Raw genomic sequence first — 15,531 nt, 5'->3', positions numbered from 1 at the left:
GCCGCCCCACGCGGGACGGCCCTCAAAGACTGTCGGGAACCGTCTTCTTCACCGGCTCGGCGAACGCGGACAGCGGGGTGATGTCATGGGCGTACTCCGTCCCGAGCGTCACCTCGACATACGCCTTGCGGTAGGTGGTCGTGAACCGCGGGCCGGAGCCGTCGGGCTGCTCCAGCAGCCAGTTGACGCCGTCCGCGTCGACGCCCTTGGACTGGGTGTCATCCATCCTCGCGGGCCGGGGGACGCCGCAGCGCAGTACGATCGCCCCGTCCCCCCAGCCGGCGGTCAGGTCCGAATCCGGCGAGGGATCGGTACGTTCCAGACCGGTAACGGTGTCCGGCAGTTCCTCGTGCAGCTTCTCGCAGTACCCGGCGGCCTCCGACGACGGCGTGGGAACCGTCACCGAGGGACCGGAGGAACAGCCCGCCGCCGTCAGGACGAACAGAACGGCGGACGGAGCGAGAACGCGGGATCCGGAGGACCGGCGGCGGGTGTGAGTCACCGGACCAGCGTAGACAGGGGTCAGAGGTGGACGACCGGGCAGGTCAGGGTACGTGTGATGCCGTCCACCTGCTGGACCTTGGCGACCACCATGCGGCCGAGCGCGTCGACCGTGTCCGCCTGCGCGCGCACCACCACGTCGTAAGGGCCTGTGACGTCTTCTGCCTGAATCACTCCCGGAAGTTTCGCGATGGTCTCGGCGACGGTCGACGCCTTGCCCACCTCGGTCTGGATGAGGATGTACGCCTGTACCACGGAACCTCCAGGGCGGCCACGAGGATCATGTGGGGGAAAGGGACGCCACGTTATCGCGTCGTCCCGGGCCACGGGGAGACCTACGGGCCGGTTGACGCCGACAGCGTGGCGTACGCACCACAGAAGTTGACGTATCCCTTGACGGTACCGACAGCAGTTGGGGCTCGCGACCGCAAGCCCACCGGTGCGGAACAGCAGCCCGGACGGGTGTCCGGTGCGACAAATGAGAGGTGAGACTCGGTGAAGGGAACCGTGGGCGAGTTGGGGGAGTTCGGGCTCATCAGAGAGCTCACTTCCCGGCTCACCACCACTCCGGCGGTACGGCTGGGACCCGGCGACGACGCCGCGGTCGTGGCCGCTCCCGACCGCAGGGTCGTGGCCAGTACGGACATCCTGCTGGAAGGGCGGCACTTCCGCCGCGACTGGTCGACGGCGTACGACGTCGGCCGCAAGGCCGCCGCCCAGAACCTCGCCGACATCGCGGCCATGGGCGCCGTGCCCACGGCCCTGCTGCTCGGCCTCGTCGTACCGGCCGACCTGCCGGTCACCTGGGCCGGCGAGCTGATGGACGGACTGCGTGACGAATGCCAGGTCGCCGGCGCGGCCGTGGTCGGCGGTGACGTCGTCGGTGGTGACACCATCACCGTCGCGATCACCGCGCTCGGCGACCTGCGCAACCACGAACCCGTCACCAGGTCCGGCGCCCGGCCCGGCGACGTCGTGGCCGTCACCGGATGGCTCGGCTGGTCCGCTGCCGGATTCGCCGTGCTCTCCCGGGGATTCCGCTCACCGCGTGCGTTCGTCGAGGCGCACCGGCGTCCCGAACCGCCGTACCACGCGGGCCCCGCGGCGGCCGGCCTGGGCGCCACGGCCATGACCGACGTCAGCGACGGGCTCGTCGCCGACCTCGGGCACATCGCCGAGGCCAGCAAGGTCCGCATCGACCTGCGGTCCGGGCTCATCGACATCCCCTCGCAGATGTCCGACATCGGGCAGGCCGTCGGGGTCGACCCGCTGCAGTGGGTGCTCACCGGGGGAGAGGACCACGCGATCGTGGCGACGTTCCCGGCCGACGTGAAGCTCCCCGCCCGCTGGAAGGTCATCGGAGAGGTGCTCAACCCGTCGGCGCTGCCCCAGGTCACCGTCGACGGTGCGCCCTGGACGAGCAAGGGCGGCTGGGACCATTTCGGATCCATCGAGGACGCCCAGTAGATTCCGGGGCATGACCGCACCTGCCCCGATACCTCCCCGTGTCCTCACCGTCGCCGGATCCGACTCCGGCGGCGGTGCGGGCATCCAGGCCGACCTGAAGACGATGCTGGCCCTCGGCACCCACGGGATGAGCGTGCTGACCGCGGTGACCGCCCAGAACTCGCTGGGCGTGCAGGGCGCCTGGGAGCTGCCGACGGACGCCGTACGCGCCCAGTACCGCAGCGTCGTCGACGACATCGGTGTCCAGGCGGTGAAGACCGGCATGCTGTCCTCCGCCGCGCTCGTCGAGCTCGTCGCGGAACTCCTCGCGGGGACCGCCGCCCCCGTCGTCGTCGACCCCGTCGGGGTCTCCAAGCACGGGGACGCGCTGCTGGCCGCCGAAGCCCTCGACTCCGTACGCACGAAGCTGCTGCCCGTGGCCACGGTCGCCACCCCGAATCTCGACGAGGTGACCCAGCTCACCGGCCTCGTCGTCACCGACGAACCGGGGATGCGCCGGGCCGCGGCGGAGATCCTCGGGTACGGACCGCGCTGGGTGGTGATCAAGGGCGGCCATCTGCCCGGCGAGGCCGTGGACCTGCTGACGGACGGCAGCGAGGAGCACTGGCTGCGCGCACCGAGGCACGACAACCGGCACACCCACGGCACCGGCTGCACCCTCGCCTCCGCCATCGCCTGCGGGCTGGCCCGCGGCCAGGACGTCCCGACGGCCGTGCGGGGCGCGAAGGAGTACGTCACCGGCGCGATACGCGGCGGCTTCGCGCTGGGCGGCGGGATCGGCCCCGTCGATCACGGCTGGCTCGTACGCCCGGCCCGATGACGCGGAGCACAGCAAAAAGCCGGTCCACCGAGGTGGACCGGCTTTTTGGGCAACCGGAAGGCTGCGCTACGACGGGGACGTCAGCGCGCGACCTTGCCGGCCTTGATGCACGAGGTGCAGACGTTGAGCCGCTTCGGCGTCCGACCGACCACTGCACGCACGCGCTGGATGTTGGGATTCCAGCGACGGGACGTACGGCGGTGCGAGTGCGAAATGCTGTTGCCGAAGCTCGGCCCCTTGCCGCAAACGTCGCAGTTGGCAGCCACGGGTCACTCCAAAGACTTCAGATGCACTTACAGTGAATTCCGGCACGCCGGAATCATTTTACTGAAGTGGCGGTACCGGGGGAATGGCCCGACTCTCATCGGGCAACCGAAGCAGCATACAACGGCTGCGTCGGCGATACGAAACTACCACGGCTCCCCGGGCACTCTGTCCCGCACCTGCGCCCGGTGGGCCCGTGGACGAGGACTACCCTGCGGTGCAGCCAGCCCCCCACGGCCGTCCCCAAGGAGGACCAACGGTGCCGCAGTCCCCCGACGATCTCGACGCCGTCGCGGTGCGCACCTGGTGCTCACTGGCCCTGGAGGCCCTGGGCCGGGAGCGGGCGGCCATCGACGCCATCAACGTCTATCCCGTGGCCGACGGGGACACCGGCACCAACCTGTACCTCACCGTGGAGTCGGCGGCCGCCGCCGTCGAAGCGGTCTTCGCCGCCCATGAGACCGGCTCCACGACGCCGGCCCCCGCCGACGCGGTACGGGCCATGGCGCACGGCGCGCTGATCGGCGCCCGGGGGAACTCCGGGACCATCCTGGCCCAGCTGCTGCGCGGCATGGCCTCGGTGCTGTCCGAGTCGGGTGACGCACCTCACCTGCGTACGGCGCTGCAGGAGGCCGCCGCCGCGGCACGGATGGCAGTCGCCCACCCCGTCGAGGGCACGGTGCTCACCGTGGCCTCCGCCGCCGCCGAGGCGGCCACGGCCACGGACGGCGGCGCCGGCCTCGGGGACGTCGTCGAGGCGGCGTACGAAGGGGCGCGCGCCGCCTTGGCCGCCACCCCCGGTCAGCTCGCCGTCCTTGGGCGCGCGGGCGTCGTGGACGCGGGCGGCCAGGGGCTGGTGACCGTGCTCGGGGCCCTGCTGGAAGCGGTCGGCGGGCGGGCCCGGGAGCACGCCGTCCTGCCCGCCCCCGACGTCCTGCCCCCGACCGGCGACTGCGCGGACCCGGACGCCGGGCCGGCCTTCGAGGTCATCTATCTGCTGGAGGCTCCCGACGACGCGGTCGCCCGGCTGCGGAGCCGGCTGGACGCCCTGGGGGACTCCCTCGTGGTGGTCGGCGGCGACGGCCTGTGGAACGTCCACGTCCACGTCGACGACGCCGGGGCGGCCGTCGAGGCCGGGGTCGAGGCCGGCCGGCCCTACCGGATCCGGATCACCCACTTCGCCGCCGACCGGGGCGTGGCCCACCGGGAACCCGCGCAGCGTGCGGTCGTCGCGGTGGTACCCGGCGACGGCCTCCGCGGGCTGTGCGAGGAGGCCGGGGCGACCACCGTGCTGGCCCGCCCCGGCGAGCCGCCGGCCAGCGGCGAACTGGTCGACGCCATCAGGCGGGCCCACGCCCGCGAAGTGGTCCTGCTGCCCAACGACGCCCAGCTGCGGCACACCGCGGCCGCCGCCGCCGAACAGGTCAGGAGCGAAGGCATCCGGGTCGCCCTCGTCCCCACCCGCGCAGCCGTCCAGGGCATCGCCGCGCTCGCCGTCCACGAACCCGGCCGCAGCTTCGACGAGGACGTCGTCGCCATGACCTCGGCGGCCGGCGCCACCCGGTACGCCGAACTGGCCGTCGCCGAACGGCAGTCGTGGACCATGGCGGGCATCTGCCAGGCCGGCGACATCCTCGGCCTGATCGACGGGGACGTCGCCGTCATCGGCGCGGACGTCCTCGGCACGGCCCGCACGGTCCTGGACCGGATGCTGTCGGCAGGCGGCGAACTCGTCACCCTGATCCTCGGCGAGGGCATGTCCGACGCCCTGGCCGACGAGCTGAGCGACCACATCCGCGAGGGCCACCTGGCCGTCGACACCGTCGTCTACCAGGGTGGCCACCAGGCGGCACCCCTGCTGATCGGCGTCGAATGACACGTCGCGCGGGGCTGTGCCCGGCGACATCTGTCAGTGCCGTGGTGTGCAATGGACCGCGTGTCCGCTTTCGATGAACCCCTCAAGAAGCTGCTCGGCGGAGCCACCGCGAAGGTGATGGCCGAACACCTCGACCTGCACACGGTCGGGGATCTGCTGCACCACTACCCGCGGCGCTACGAGGAGCGGGGCCGTCTCACGGCGCTCACCGAGCTGCCGATCGACGAGCACGTGACGGTGGTCGCCCAGGTCGCCGACGCGCGGATCATGATGTTCAACAACGGCCGTGGCAAGCGGCTGGAGGTCACCCTCACCGACGGGAGCGGCAGACTCCAGCTCGTCTTCTTCGGGCACGGCGTCCACAAGCCCCACAAGGAACTCCTGCCCGGCCGGCGGGCGATGTTCGCGGGCAAGGTCTCCGTGTTCAACAGGAAGATGCAGCTCGCCCATCCCACCTACCAACTCCTCGACGCCGAGGAGACCGACGAGACCGGCGATGTGACCGAGGCCGTCGACGCCTTCGCGGGGCAGCTGCTGCCCATCTACCCGGCCTGCAAGCAGCTCGACTCCTGGCGGATCGCCAAGGCCGTCGACACGGTCCTGCCCAGCGCGCAGGACGCCGTCGACCCGCTGCCCGGGACGCTCCGCGACGGGCGCGGCTTCGTTCCGCTGCCGGAGGCCCTGCTCAAGATCCACCGTCCGCACACCAAGGCGGACATCGCGGCCGCGCGGGAGCGGCTGAGGTGGGACGAGGCCTTCGTCCTCCAGGTCGCGCTCGCCCGCCGACGCTACGCGGACACCCAACTGCCCGCGGTGGCCCGCACGTCCGTAGCCGGCGGACTGCTCGACGCCTTCGACGCCGAACTGCCCTTCACACTCACCGAAGGTCAGCAGAAGGTCACCGGAGAGATCTTCGGCGACCTGGCGACGGAACACCCGATGCACCGGCTGCTGCAGGGCGAGGTGGGCTCGGGGAAGACGATGGTCGCCCTGCGCGCGATGCTCACCGTCGTCGACGCGGGCGGCCAGGCCGCGATGCTCGCCCCCACCGAGGTACTCGCCCAGCAGCACCACCGGTCGATCACCGAGATGATGGGCGAGCTGGCGGAAGGCGGCATGCTGGGGGGCTCCGACCTGGGAACGAAGGTCGTCCTGCTCACCGGCTCCATGGGCGTCCCGGCCCGTCGGCAGGCGCTGCTCGACCTGGTCACGGGCGAGGCGGGGATCGTCATCGGCACCCATGCGCTCATCGAGGACAAGGTCCAGTTCCACGACCTGGGTCTGGTCGTCGTCGACGAACAGCACCGCTTCGGCGTGGAACAGCGCGACGCGCTCCGCTCCAAGGGCAAGCAGCCGCCCCACCTGCTGGTGATGACGGCCACACCCATTCCCCGCACGGTCGCGATGACGGTCTTCGGTGATCTGGAGACCTCCGTCCTGGACCAGCTTCCCGCCGGCCGCTCGCCCATCGCCAGCCATGTGGTCCCCGCCAAGGACAAGCCGCACTTCCTCAGCCGCGCCTGGGAACGCGTACGCGAGGAGGTGGAGAACGGCCACCAGGCGTACGTGGTCTGCCCCCGCATCGGGGACGACGCCGACGAGGCCCGGGAGAAGAAGGGGAAGAAGCAGGCCGCCCCCGAGGACGATGGCGAGAAGCGGCCGCCGCTCGCCGTGCTGGAGATCGCCGAACAGCTCCGCAAGGGCGCGCTCACCGGCCTCCGTGTCGAGGTGCTGCACGGCAGGATGCACCCGGACGACAAGGACGACGTCATGCGCCGGTTCTCCGCCGGCCAGGTCGACGTCCTGGTCGCCACCACCGTCATCGAGGTCGGGGTGAACGTGCCCAACGCCACCGCGATGGTGATCATGGACGCGGACCGCTTCGGGGTCTCCCAGCTGCACCAGCTGCGGGGCCGCGTGGGGCGTGGCAGCGCCCCCGGCCTCTGCCTGCTGGTCAGCGAGGCCCACGAGGCGAGCCCCGCGCGGGCCAGGCTCGCCGCGGTCGCCGCCACCCTCGACGGCTTCGAGCTGTCCCGGATCGACCTCGAACAGCGGCGCGAGGGCGATGTCCTCGGCCAGGCCCAGTCGGGAGTCCGCTCCTCCCTGCGAGTGCTCAGCGTCATCGACGACGAGGAGGTCATCGCGGCGGCCCGCGAGGAGGCCGTCCGCGTCGTCGCGGACGATCCAGGGCTCGAGCGGCTGCCGGAGCTGCGCATCGCGCTGGACGCCCTGCTCGACAAGGACCGGGAGGAGTACCTGGACAAGGGGTGACCGGGCGGATTCCCGGCGACGCCATATCGTGGGGACCACGGCACACGTCCCGTCCTGTGTGCCGCCCGCGACCCGAGGAACGTAAAGCCCATGACCCGCGTGATCGCCGGCTCGGCCGGCGGACGCCGCCTGGCCGTCCCGCCCGGCACCGGCACCCGCCCCACTTCCGACCGTGCGCGCGAGGCCCTGTTCTCGACCTGGGAAGCGCTCCTGGGCACGCTCGACGGCATCCGCGTCGCCGATCTGTACGCGGGTTCCGGTGCCGTGGGTCTGGAGGCGCTCTCTCGCGGAGCGGCCCACGCGCTGCTCGTGGAGGCGGACGCCCGGGCCGCACGCACCGTCCGTGACAACATCCGCACCCTGGGTCTGCCCGGAGCCGAATTCCGCGCGGGCAAAGCCGAACAGATCGTGACGGGACCGGCGCCCGCCGAACCGTACGACGTGGTTTTCCTCGATCCGCCGTACGCCGTCACCGATGACGATCTTGGGGAGATCCTCCTCACACTCCGCGCTCAGGGGTGGCTCACGGGGGACGCTCTCGTCACGGTGGAACGGAGCACCAGAGGCGGGGAATTCAACTGGCCCGACGGATTCGAGCCACAGCGGGCGCGTCGCTACGGCGAAGCCACGTTTTGGTACGGTCGCGCCGCCTCTACGTGCGAAGACGCACGATGACCGCACCGGAGAGCGAGGGAATCACGTTGCGCCGCGCCGTCTGTCCGGGGTCGTTCGACCCCATCACCAACGGGCATCTCGACATCATCGGACGAGCCTCGAAGCTGTACGACGTCGTGCACGTCGCCGTGATGATCAACCAGTCCAAGAAGGGCCTGTTCACCGTCGACGAGCGTATCGGGATGATCCGCGAGGTCACGGCGGACTTCGGCAACGTGGAGGTCGAGTCCTTCCACGGCCTGCTGGTCGACTTCTGCAAGCAGCGCGACATCCCGGCGATCGTGAAGGGCCTGCGGGCCGTCAGCGACTTCGACTACGAGCTGCAGATGGCCCAGATGAACAACGGTCTCTCGGGGGTCGAGACGCTCTTCGTGCCGACGAACCCGACCTACAGCTTCCTGTCGTCCTCCCTGGTCAAGGAGGTCGCCACCTGGGGCGGCGACGTGGCGCACCTGCTGCCGCCGACGGTCCACGAGGCCCTGGTGGAGCGTCTCCGTCAGCAGTGACGTACTGACGGTCCGTCACGAGGTGTCGGACGGGAGGCGACTGGCCTTACAGTCGTCCCGTCCGGCTCCAACAGCAGCAGAGAGTGGCGAGCACACGGTGGACGTGCAGAAGAAGCTCGACGAGATCGTCGAAACGGTCGGGAACGCCCGCTCCATGCCCATGTCGGCGTCGTGCGTGGTCAACCGGGCCGAACTGCTCGCGATGCTCGAGGAGCTGCGCGAGGCCCTGCCCAACTCGCTCGCCCACGCCGAAGAGCTCATCGGTGGCCGTGAACAGCTCGTCGAGCAGGCCAGGCAGGAGGCCGAGCGGATCATCGAGTCCGCCCGCGCCGAACGCGGCTCGCTGATCTCCGGCACCGAGATCGCCCAGCGTTCCCAGGCCGAGGCGGACCGGATCCTGTCCGAGGCCCGCAGGGAGGCCGACGAGGTCCGCGGCGAGGCCGACGAGTACGTCGACAGCAAGCTCGCCAACTTCGAGGTCGTCCTCACCAAGACCATCGGCTCCGTCGACCGCGGCCGGGAGAAGCTCCTCGGCCGGGCCCCGGGCGGGGGCCTCGACGAACAGGGATACGAGGACCCCGACTTCGCCGAGGCGCCGGAGCGCAGCGCCGACCCCGAGACGCTCCGCCGGCGTGCCGACGACTACGTGGACGCCAAGTTCGGCGCCTTCGAGGCCGTACTCGCCAAGACGCTGGAGGCCGTCGGCCGGGGCCGCCAGAAGCTGCACGGCCGGGTCGCCACCGACGACCTCGGCGCACACATGGCCGCCCAGGACGCCGCCGGCGGCCACCAGCACACCAGCGACGAGGACCACTGGGCCGGTCTGGCCGAGCTGTCCACCCCCGAGCCGCTCCGGAGCCCTCAGCAGCCGTCCTACCAGGAGCCGGCGCAGCCCGACTACGCGCCGGTGGCCGACTACCAGGACCCCGCGCGGAGCGGCTTCCCGGCGCAGGCCCCGCCCGAGCCGCAGTACGCGCAGACGTACGGCTACCAGGACACCCAGCAGCCCCAGGACGGCTACGGCTACCAGCAGCAGCCCGATCCGTACGCCGGTTATCAGCAGCAGGCCTACGACCCGAACCTGCAGCAGGAGTACGGCTGGCAGCAGCAGGCACCGGTCCCCGCGCAGCAGGACGGGAGCGCGCTCGACGAGACCAGCCTCTTCGACACGAGCATGATCGACCTGGAGCAGCTGCGCCGCTACGAACAGGGCCGCTGACCGGAGCGTCCCGTACCGGATTGGGAGCTGGGCGGTACGTCCAGTATCCTGGCTCTTCGGTCGCGTGTATGTCCGCGATCCCGGCTGCCCTCTTCCCTTCCGGACAGGGGCGGCCCACCCGAAGCCGCACCACGCACATGATTTCGAAAGCAGGAAAAGCCCTGAACGGCCACCTCGACCACCGAAACCCCCTCGTGTTCGATACGCGCGAGCTGGGTCGGCGTCCCGGTGCCATGAAGCGGCTGACCCGCTCGGTGGAAGCCCCTGGTACGCCGGTCCTCGGGATCGACGGGGTCATCGGCGTGCCGGAGAAGGCGCCCGTGGCGCTGGACCTCCGCCTCGAATCGGTCATGGATGGGGTGCTCGTCACAGGCACCGCCCGTGCGACGGCCGAGGGGGAGTGCGTAAGGTGTCTGGAGCCGCTGGCCCTCGAGGTCGAAGCGGACTTCCAGGAGATGTTCTCGTACCCTGACGCCGATGACCGGAACCGCAGCAGGACCGCGGACCCGGTCGACGACGCCGAGGACGACGAGGACAGGTTCTTTCTCGAGGACGACTCGTTCGACCTCGAGCCTGTGCTGCGTGACGCGGTGGTGCTCGCACTGCCGCTGCAGCCGGTGTGCAAGGAGACCTGTGCCGGTCTGTGTTCCGAATGCGGAATCAGGCTGGACGAGAATCCCGATCACCACCACGACGCCGTCGACATCCGTTGGGCGGCACTGCAAGGACTCGCCGAGACCGTTCAGGACGGCGAGAAGGACAACATGGGCGGCGCCGAACCTGGCGTCGACGAGAAGCAGGAGAAGTAGCCGTGGCTGTTCCGAAGCGGAAGATGTCGCGCAGCAACACGCGCCACCGCCGGTCGCAGTGGAAGGCTGCGGTCCCCACCCTGGTTTCGTGCGAGCGTTGCCAGGAGCCGAAGCTCCAGCACATTGCGTGCCCGAGCTGCGGCACCTACAACAAGCGCCAGGTCCTCGAGGTCTGAGCGGCTGGTGAGAGGCCCGATGTCTGAGTTGTCCAGCGCCAAGAAGCAGGCAGACAACATCAACACAGCCTCGTCCCACACGCTTCTGGAAGGGCGGCTCGGGTATCACCTCGAGTCCGCCCTTCTGGTGCGTGCGCTGACCCACCGCTCGTACGCATACGAGAACGGCGGTCTGCCCACCAACGAGCGGCTCGAATTCCTCGGGGATTCGGTGCTCGGCCTGGTGGTCACGGACACGCTGTACCGCACCCACCCCGACCTGCCCGAAGGCCAGCTGGCCAAGTTGCGGGCCGCGGTGGTCAACTCGCGTGCGCTTGCGGAAGTGGGCCGCGGCCTCGAACTCGGCTCCTTCATCCGGCTCGGCCGTGGTGAAGAGGGCACGGGTGGCCGGGACAAGGCTTCCATCCTCGCCGACACCCTTGAAGCGGTGCTCGGCGCCGTCTATCTCGATCAGGGCCTCAGCGCGGCCTCGGAGCTGGTACACCGGCTCTTCGACCCGCTGATCGACAGGTCCTCCAACCTCGGAGCCGGCCTGGACTGGAAGACCAGTCTCCAGGAGCTCACCGCGAGCGAGAGCCTCGGAGTCCCCGAGTACCTCGTCACGGAGACCGGCCCCGATCACGAGAAGACCTTTACTGCTGCTGCTCGCGTCGGTGGTGTCTCGTACGGCACCGGCACCGGCCGTAGCAAGAAGGAAGCGGAGCAGCAGGCGGCCGAGTCCGCCTGGCGCGAGATCAGCGCCGCCGCGGAAGCACGGAAGGCCGCGGGCACATCCGTGGCCGACGGAGGGATCGCCGACGTCCCTGCCGACCCGTCGCCTCACTCGGACGCCGCTCCGGCCTGAACGACCGGAAGCCCCTCGGTGCCTCGACGGCACCGGGGGGCTTCCGCTGTCCCGTCACGTGTGTGAAGGAGTGCCCGCCGTGCCCGAACTGCCCGAGGTCGAAGTCGTGCGGCGAGGTCTGGAGCGCTGGACCACCGGGCGCACCGTCGAGGACGTCGAGGTCCTGCACCCGCGTGCGGTCCGCCGGCACCTCGCGGGCGGCGGCGACTTCGCGGCCCGCCTCCGCGGCCTGCGCTTCGGTGCGGCGATGCGCCGCGGCAAATACCTCTGGGTCCCCCTCGACGAGGCGGGGTCCTCGCTCCTGGGCCACCTCGGGATGAGCGGCCAGCTGCTCGTACAGCCCGAGGACGCCGCCGACGAGAAGCACCTGCGCATCAGGATCCGCTTCGACGACGCGCTCGGCACCGAGCTGCGCTTCGTCGACCAGCGCACCTTCGGCGGGCTGTCGCTGCACGAGAACACCCCCGACGGCCTGCCCGACGTCATCGCGCACATCGCGCGCGACCCCCTCGACCCGGCCTTCGACGACACCGCCTTCCACCTGGCCCTGCGCCTGCGCCGTACGACGGTCAAGCGCGCCCTGCTCGACCAGTCCCTGATCAGCGGCGTCGGCAACATCTACGCCGACGAGGCGCTCTGGCGCAGCCGACTGCACTACGAGCGGCCGACCGCGGCCCTGACCCGCCCGAGGACGGCGGAGCTGCTCGGGCACGTCAGGGACGTGATGCGGGAGGCCCTCGACCAGGGCGGCACGAGCTTCGACAGCCTGTACGTCAATGTGAACGGGGAGTCCGGTTACTTCGACCGGTCGCTGGACGCGTACGGACGCGAGGACGAACCCTGCCACCGCTGCGGTACGCCGATGCGCCGACGGCCGTGGATGAACCGTTCCAGCTATTTCTGCCCGCGCTGCCAGCGTCCGCCGCGGATCTCCTGAGGTTCAGGCCTCGCGTGCGGCGTCGTAACGGCTCCGGGCCTCGACGACCGCGGGCATCCGGCCCTCGACGAGCTGGATCAGCTCCATCAGCCGGCCCGCGACCTCACGGCCGAGCGCCGTCAGCTCGTAGTCGACGCGCGGCGGGTTGGTCAGCCGGGCCTCACGGTGCACCAGCCCGTCGCGCTCCAGCGCGTGGAGTGTCTGGGAGAGCATCTTCTCGCTGACGCCGTCGACCCGGCGGCGCAGCTCGTTGAAGCGGGCGCCGCTCTCGAACAGCGCGCCCAGCGTCAGGCTGCCCCAACGGCCGGTGACGTGTTCCAGGGTTCCGCGTGAGGGGCACTGCCGTGAGAAGACGTCGAAGGGCAGCTGCCCGGCTTCCCGTACGGCTTCTGTTCCCGTATCACCCATGTGCGCCAGCTTACGCCTGCGCAGCGCTCACTGCGGGTGAGCGCTGCACAGGCGTAAGGGGGCGGGGGCGCGTGATCTCTGACAGCTCCGGCCGGCAGGGAGCGGTCGGCGTCGGTGGTTGCCGTGGGGCGCCCGGGGGCGACGCCCGCACGGCGGACCTGCCCGAACCGCCGTCGTGATTCCGGGTACCGCGTCCCGCGCCCGCCCGGCATGTGCGTCGCCTGCAACGACGGTGCCGAGCGGGGTCCTCAGAGACCGTCCAGGACGTTGTCGACCAGGTCCACGACCCGGTACTTCACCTGGTGCCACCGGTTGCAGTACCGCTTCGGCCGCCACCAACGGCCCTGCTTGATCGGTCGTTTGCACCACTTGCACGGCTTCAGCCGCAGCTTGACGTCCAGTCCCCCCATGCCGCCACCCTAAGGGCTGTCCGTGAGGGAGGAGTATGGAGTCGTTGTCCGACCCTCCCCCCGTCATCCGCCTCCCGGACGGCACGTACACCTACGCCGACCAGGCATCTTCGTCCGTCCGGCGGACCGCACCGCATCAAGGCGCTGAGACCTTCAGGTTGTCCGACGGTCCCGGGACGGCCCCAGAGGCTTCTCAGGCCACTGACCTGCGGCTGTCTCAGAAGCCGAAGTCCTGCGTCCACCAGGGGCCACCGGATCCGAGGTGGACTCCGACACCAAGCGTCTTGTAATCGCAGTTGAGGATGTTCGCGCGGTGGCCGTCACTGTTCATCCAGGCATCCATCACGGCCTGTGCGTCAGCCTGACCGCGGGCTATGTTCTCGCCGCCCAGCCCCTGGACGCCCGCCGCGGCGGCACGGTCCCACGGGGTCGCACCGTCGGGGTCGGTGTGGCCGAAGAAGTCGCGGGCGGCCATGTCCTCGCTGAAGTCCTGGGCGAGTGCGGTCAGCGAGGCACTGGTGGTGACGGGGCTGCAGCCGACCTTCGCCCGTTCCTGGTTGACCAGGGTGAGCACGGCGGCCTGAGCGGTGGTGGCGGACGGGCTCGCGGGGGCCGGGGGCTTCCGGGTCGGCGAGGCCGACGAGGGTTTCGGAGCGTCCGGGGTCGTGGCCGCCGGGCTGGACGGTGTGCTCTTCTTCGGCGCAGGGGCCTTCGTCCGCGCCGGAGCCTTCGTCGCCTTCTTCGAGGTGGTGGCGGACGGCTTCTCGGTGGGCTTCTTGGTCGGTGAGGCCGAGGGGGACCTCGACGGAGCGGCGGAACGGCCGGAACCCCGGTCGGCCTCGGCGGACGCCGAGGCCGAGGTGCGGGCGGTGGGCTCGGCGGACGACTCGCCCTGGGTCAGCAGGTCAGGGGCGCCACCCGCGTGGACCTGGTCGGCGGCCCCGCCGCCGCTGACGCTGTAGCTGTCGCCGCCGGGCAGCAGACCGGAGGCGACGGCGACCGCTCCGACGGCCACGGCCGCGGACACCCCGAGGAGCCCCGCCCGCACGGGTATGCCGGCTCGCTTCCTCCGGCGGGCACCGCGGGGCCCGTCCTCCGCGTGCGCCGCGTGCTGCTCAGCGGCGGGGGCCGCGCCTGCGCGTCGATGCCGTCCCATGCGCTGTGCCTTCCTCGTGCTTCCGGGCGTCGTGACGACGTCACCGCATTCAAGATCAAACTCACCCGTTCGGGTGAGGCTATTGCGAGGGGACCCTACGCCATGGCGGATTGGGGCGGCGTGCTCCTTGACCAATTGGCCGGTTAGCGTTCGGGCATGAACGAAGACGCACGACTCGTCGTATGGGTACGCGGTCGAGTACAACAAGTAGGGTTCCGCTGGTTCACCAGGGAAAATGCCTTGGAGATCGGAAACATCACCGGCTTCGCCCTCAATCTCGACGACGGCCGGGTGCAAGTGGTGGCCGAAGGGCCGCGTGAGAATTGCCACCGCCTGCTCGACTGGCTCGGCTCCGCCGACACACCCGGCCGCGTGGACGGCGTCACTGAGATCTGGGACACGCCTCGCGGTGGATATGAGGGATTCGCCATCCGCTGACCCCACCGCGGAAAGGGAACCGGATCCGCCGCGTGTGCGAGGTGCGGCGCGCGGTGACCGGGAGGGGGGCGATGGCCCCGCACCCGAAATGACCTGCGGAGTAAGCCGGCGCAGGGACATGGTTGCCAAGGAGCGCACGCCGTGCCAGGCTGCGGCATTGACGAAGATCCCCACACCCTTCGGGACCCGTAGGAGAGTCGCGCCGCGTGATCGTCAAGCCGCGCGCCCCCGGGACACCCGGCTCCGTGGCGTGTGATCGTGTTGACCGTCAAACTTTTTGGTGAGACGCTGAAAACCCCGCGCACCTTAGCTGTTCGACGGAGCTGGTGACAGCAGAACAGCAGTGAATACAGAGCACTGTCGAGCACCGCGGGTGCGATTCCCTCACGACCCACACCGCATCGGTCGGTCACTCAGTGTGGAGGACCTTTCATCATGGCAAAGGCGCTTCTCGGTTACGTCGGCGGTTCCGATCCGCGACTCCTCGCCGAGATGCGACGGCTCCAAAAGCGCGTCCAGGACCTGGAATCCGAACTCGTACGGATCCAGGACGAGAACGACGCGCTCAACGCCGCCGCTCAGCACCAGGAGTCGCTGCTCGACAGCATCGACATCGACGTACCCCAGGCGGAGCCCGCGCTGACCTGACCCCATGGCCCTGCCGGGGCCGGTCGGGCCGTACGCCAGCCGCTCGGGATCAATCATCGAAGCCTTCGTCACGGATCGTCGTCCGGAACACCGAGGATTGCTCGTG

At 70.4% G+C, this 15,531-nt stretch carries 19 protein-coding genes; 13 read left to right on the top strand and 6 right to left on the bottom strand.

Annotation, left to right across the window (positions count from 1 at the left end):
- Positions 1-22 precede the first annotated feature (22 nt).
- A complete protein-coding gene (locus ACFYSH_RS05005; protein WP_359472927.1) occupies positions 23-502 on the bottom strand; it encodes a DUF3515 domain-containing protein in 480 nt (159 codons plus the stop codon).
- 20 nt (positions 503-522) lie between these two features.
- Positions 523-756, bottom strand: a complete 234-nt coding sequence (locus ACFYSH_RS05000) for an Lrp/AsnC family transcriptional regulator (RefSeq protein WP_104789405.1) — start codon at positions 754-756, stop codon at positions 523-525.
- A 240-nt stretch (positions 757-996) separates the two neighbouring features.
- Here ACFYSH_RS05000 and ACFYSH_RS04995 point away from each other — a divergent pair, with 240 nt between their 5' ends.
- Both ACFYSH_RS04995 and thiD read left to right on the top strand, forming a co-directional pair.
- The gene (locus tag ACFYSH_RS04995) at positions 997-1,968 is read left to right on the top strand and encodes a thiamine-phosphate kinase (protein WP_359472924.1); all 972 of its coding nucleotides are present in this window, start codon (positions 997-999) and stop codon (positions 1,966-1,968) included.
- 10 nt (positions 1,969-1,978) lie between these two features.
- A complete protein-coding gene (gene thiD, locus ACFYSH_RS04990) occupies positions 1,979-2,788 on the top strand; it encodes a bifunctional hydroxymethylpyrimidine kinase/phosphomethylpyrimidine kinase (RefSeq protein ID WP_359472922.1) in 810 nt (269 codons plus the stop codon).
- Between the two features lie 80 nt (positions 2,789-2,868).
- Here thiD and rpmB read toward each other — a convergent pair whose 3' ends face one another.
- On the bottom strand, positions 2,869-3,054 hold the full coding sequence (rpmB, locus tag ACFYSH_RS04985; protein WP_003965989.1) for a 50S ribosomal protein L28: 186 nt from the start codon (positions 3,052-3,054) through the stop codon (positions 2,869-2,871).
- Between the two features lie 257 nt (positions 3,055-3,311).
- On the opposite strand from rpmB, the gene ACFYSH_RS04980 reads away from it, so the two are divergent.
- From ACFYSH_RS04980 to mutM, 9 genes are all read left to right on the top strand, one after another.
- Entirely contained in the window at positions 3,312-4,928 is a 1,617-nt protein-coding gene (locus ACFYSH_RS04980; RefSeq protein ID WP_359472920.1) for a DAK2 domain-containing protein, read from the top strand.
- Between the two features lie 51 nt (positions 4,929-4,979).
- The gene (gene recG, locus ACFYSH_RS04975; protein WP_388750930.1) at positions 4,980-7,199 is read left to right on the top strand and encodes an ATP-dependent DNA helicase RecG; all 2,220 of its coding nucleotides are present in this window, start codon (positions 4,980-4,982) and stop codon (positions 7,197-7,199) included.
- A gap of 90 nt (positions 7,200-7,289) precedes the next feature.
- Positions 7,290-7,874 carry a 16S rRNA (guanine(966)-N(2))-methyltransferase RsmD gene (gene rsmD / locus ACFYSH_RS04970; protein WP_359472916.1) on the top strand — a complete coding sequence of 195 codons (585 nt, stop codon included), beginning with the start codon at positions 7,290-7,292 and terminating at the stop codon, positions 7,872-7,874.
- A 26-nt stretch (positions 7,875-7,900) separates the two neighbouring features.
- Positions 7,901-8,380 (top strand): pantetheine-phosphate adenylyltransferase, encoded by a 480-nt coding sequence (coaD, locus tag ACFYSH_RS04965; protein WP_359472991.1) that lies wholly within the window; start codon positions 7,901-7,903, stop codon positions 8,378-8,380.
- 97 nt (positions 8,381-8,477) lie between these two features.
- Positions 8,478-9,599, top strand: coding sequence for a cell division initiation protein (locus ACFYSH_RS04960; protein ID WP_359472914.1), 1,122 nt, complete (start codon positions 8,478-8,480; stop codon positions 9,597-9,599).
- Positions 9,600-9,736: 137 nt separating this feature from the next.
- The gene (locus tag ACFYSH_RS04955) at positions 9,737-10,408 is read left to right on the top strand and encodes a DUF177 domain-containing protein (RefSeq protein WP_359472912.1); all 672 of its coding nucleotides are present in this window, start codon (positions 9,737-9,739) and stop codon (positions 10,406-10,408) included.
- 2 nt (positions 10,409-10,410) lie between these two features.
- The gene (gene rpmF, locus ACFYSH_RS04950; RefSeq protein ID WP_003965982.1) at positions 10,411-10,584 is read left to right on the top strand and encodes a 50S ribosomal protein L32; all 174 of its coding nucleotides are present in this window, start codon (positions 10,411-10,413) and stop codon (positions 10,582-10,584) included.
- 19 nt (positions 10,585-10,603) lie between these two features.
- Positions 10,604-11,428, top strand: a complete 825-nt coding sequence (rnc, locus tag ACFYSH_RS04945; RefSeq protein ID WP_359472910.1) for a ribonuclease III — start codon at positions 10,604-10,606, stop codon at positions 11,426-11,428.
- A 79-nt stretch (positions 11,429-11,507) separates the two neighbouring features.
- Positions 11,508-12,365, top strand: coding sequence for a bifunctional DNA-formamidopyrimidine glycosylase/DNA-(apurinic or apyrimidinic site) lyase (gene mutM, locus ACFYSH_RS04940; RefSeq protein WP_359472908.1), 858 nt, complete (start codon positions 11,508-11,510; stop codon positions 12,363-12,365).
- Positions 12,366-12,368: 3 nt separating this feature from the next.
- Here the strand turns inward: mutM and ACFYSH_RS04935 are convergent, their stop codons facing one another.
- From ACFYSH_RS04935 to ACFYSH_RS04925, 3 genes are all read right to left on the bottom strand, one after another.
- Positions 12,369-12,773: a winged helix-turn-helix transcriptional regulator gene (locus ACFYSH_RS04935; RefSeq protein ID WP_388750926.1), complete on the bottom strand. Its 405-nt coding sequence runs from the start codon at positions 12,771-12,773 to the stop codon at positions 12,369-12,371.
- Between the two features lie 248 nt (positions 12,774-13,021).
- Positions 13,022-13,183, bottom strand: a complete 162-nt coding sequence (locus tag ACFYSH_RS04930; RefSeq protein WP_359472904.1) for a hypothetical protein — start codon at positions 13,181-13,183, stop codon at positions 13,022-13,024.
- 217 nt (positions 13,184-13,400) lie between these two features.
- Positions 13,401-14,339, bottom strand: coding sequence for a CAP domain-containing protein (locus tag ACFYSH_RS04925; protein WP_388750924.1), 939 nt, complete (start codon positions 14,337-14,339; stop codon positions 13,401-13,403).
- Positions 14,340-14,495: 156 nt separating this feature from the next.
- Between ACFYSH_RS04925 and ACFYSH_RS04920 the strand changes: the two genes are divergently transcribed.
- Positions 14,496-14,777 (top strand): acylphosphatase, encoded by a 282-nt coding sequence (locus ACFYSH_RS04920; protein WP_359472900.1) that lies wholly within the window; start codon positions 14,496-14,498, stop codon positions 14,775-14,777.
- Between the two features lie 435 nt (positions 14,778-15,212).
- Entirely contained in the window at positions 15,213-15,425 is a 213-nt protein-coding gene (locus tag ACFYSH_RS04915; protein WP_033304037.1) for a hypothetical protein, read from the top strand.
- Positions 15,426-15,531 lie beyond the last annotated feature (106 nt).

Origin of the sequence: Streptomyces sp. NPDC005791 (assembly GCF_042871485.1) — a bacterium.
Classification (GTDB): Bacteria; Actinomycetota; Actinomycetes; order Streptomycetales; family Streptomycetaceae; genus Streptomyces.
Note: the sequence above shows the minus strand (reverse complement) of the source record. Positions and strands in the feature narration are given on the sequence as shown.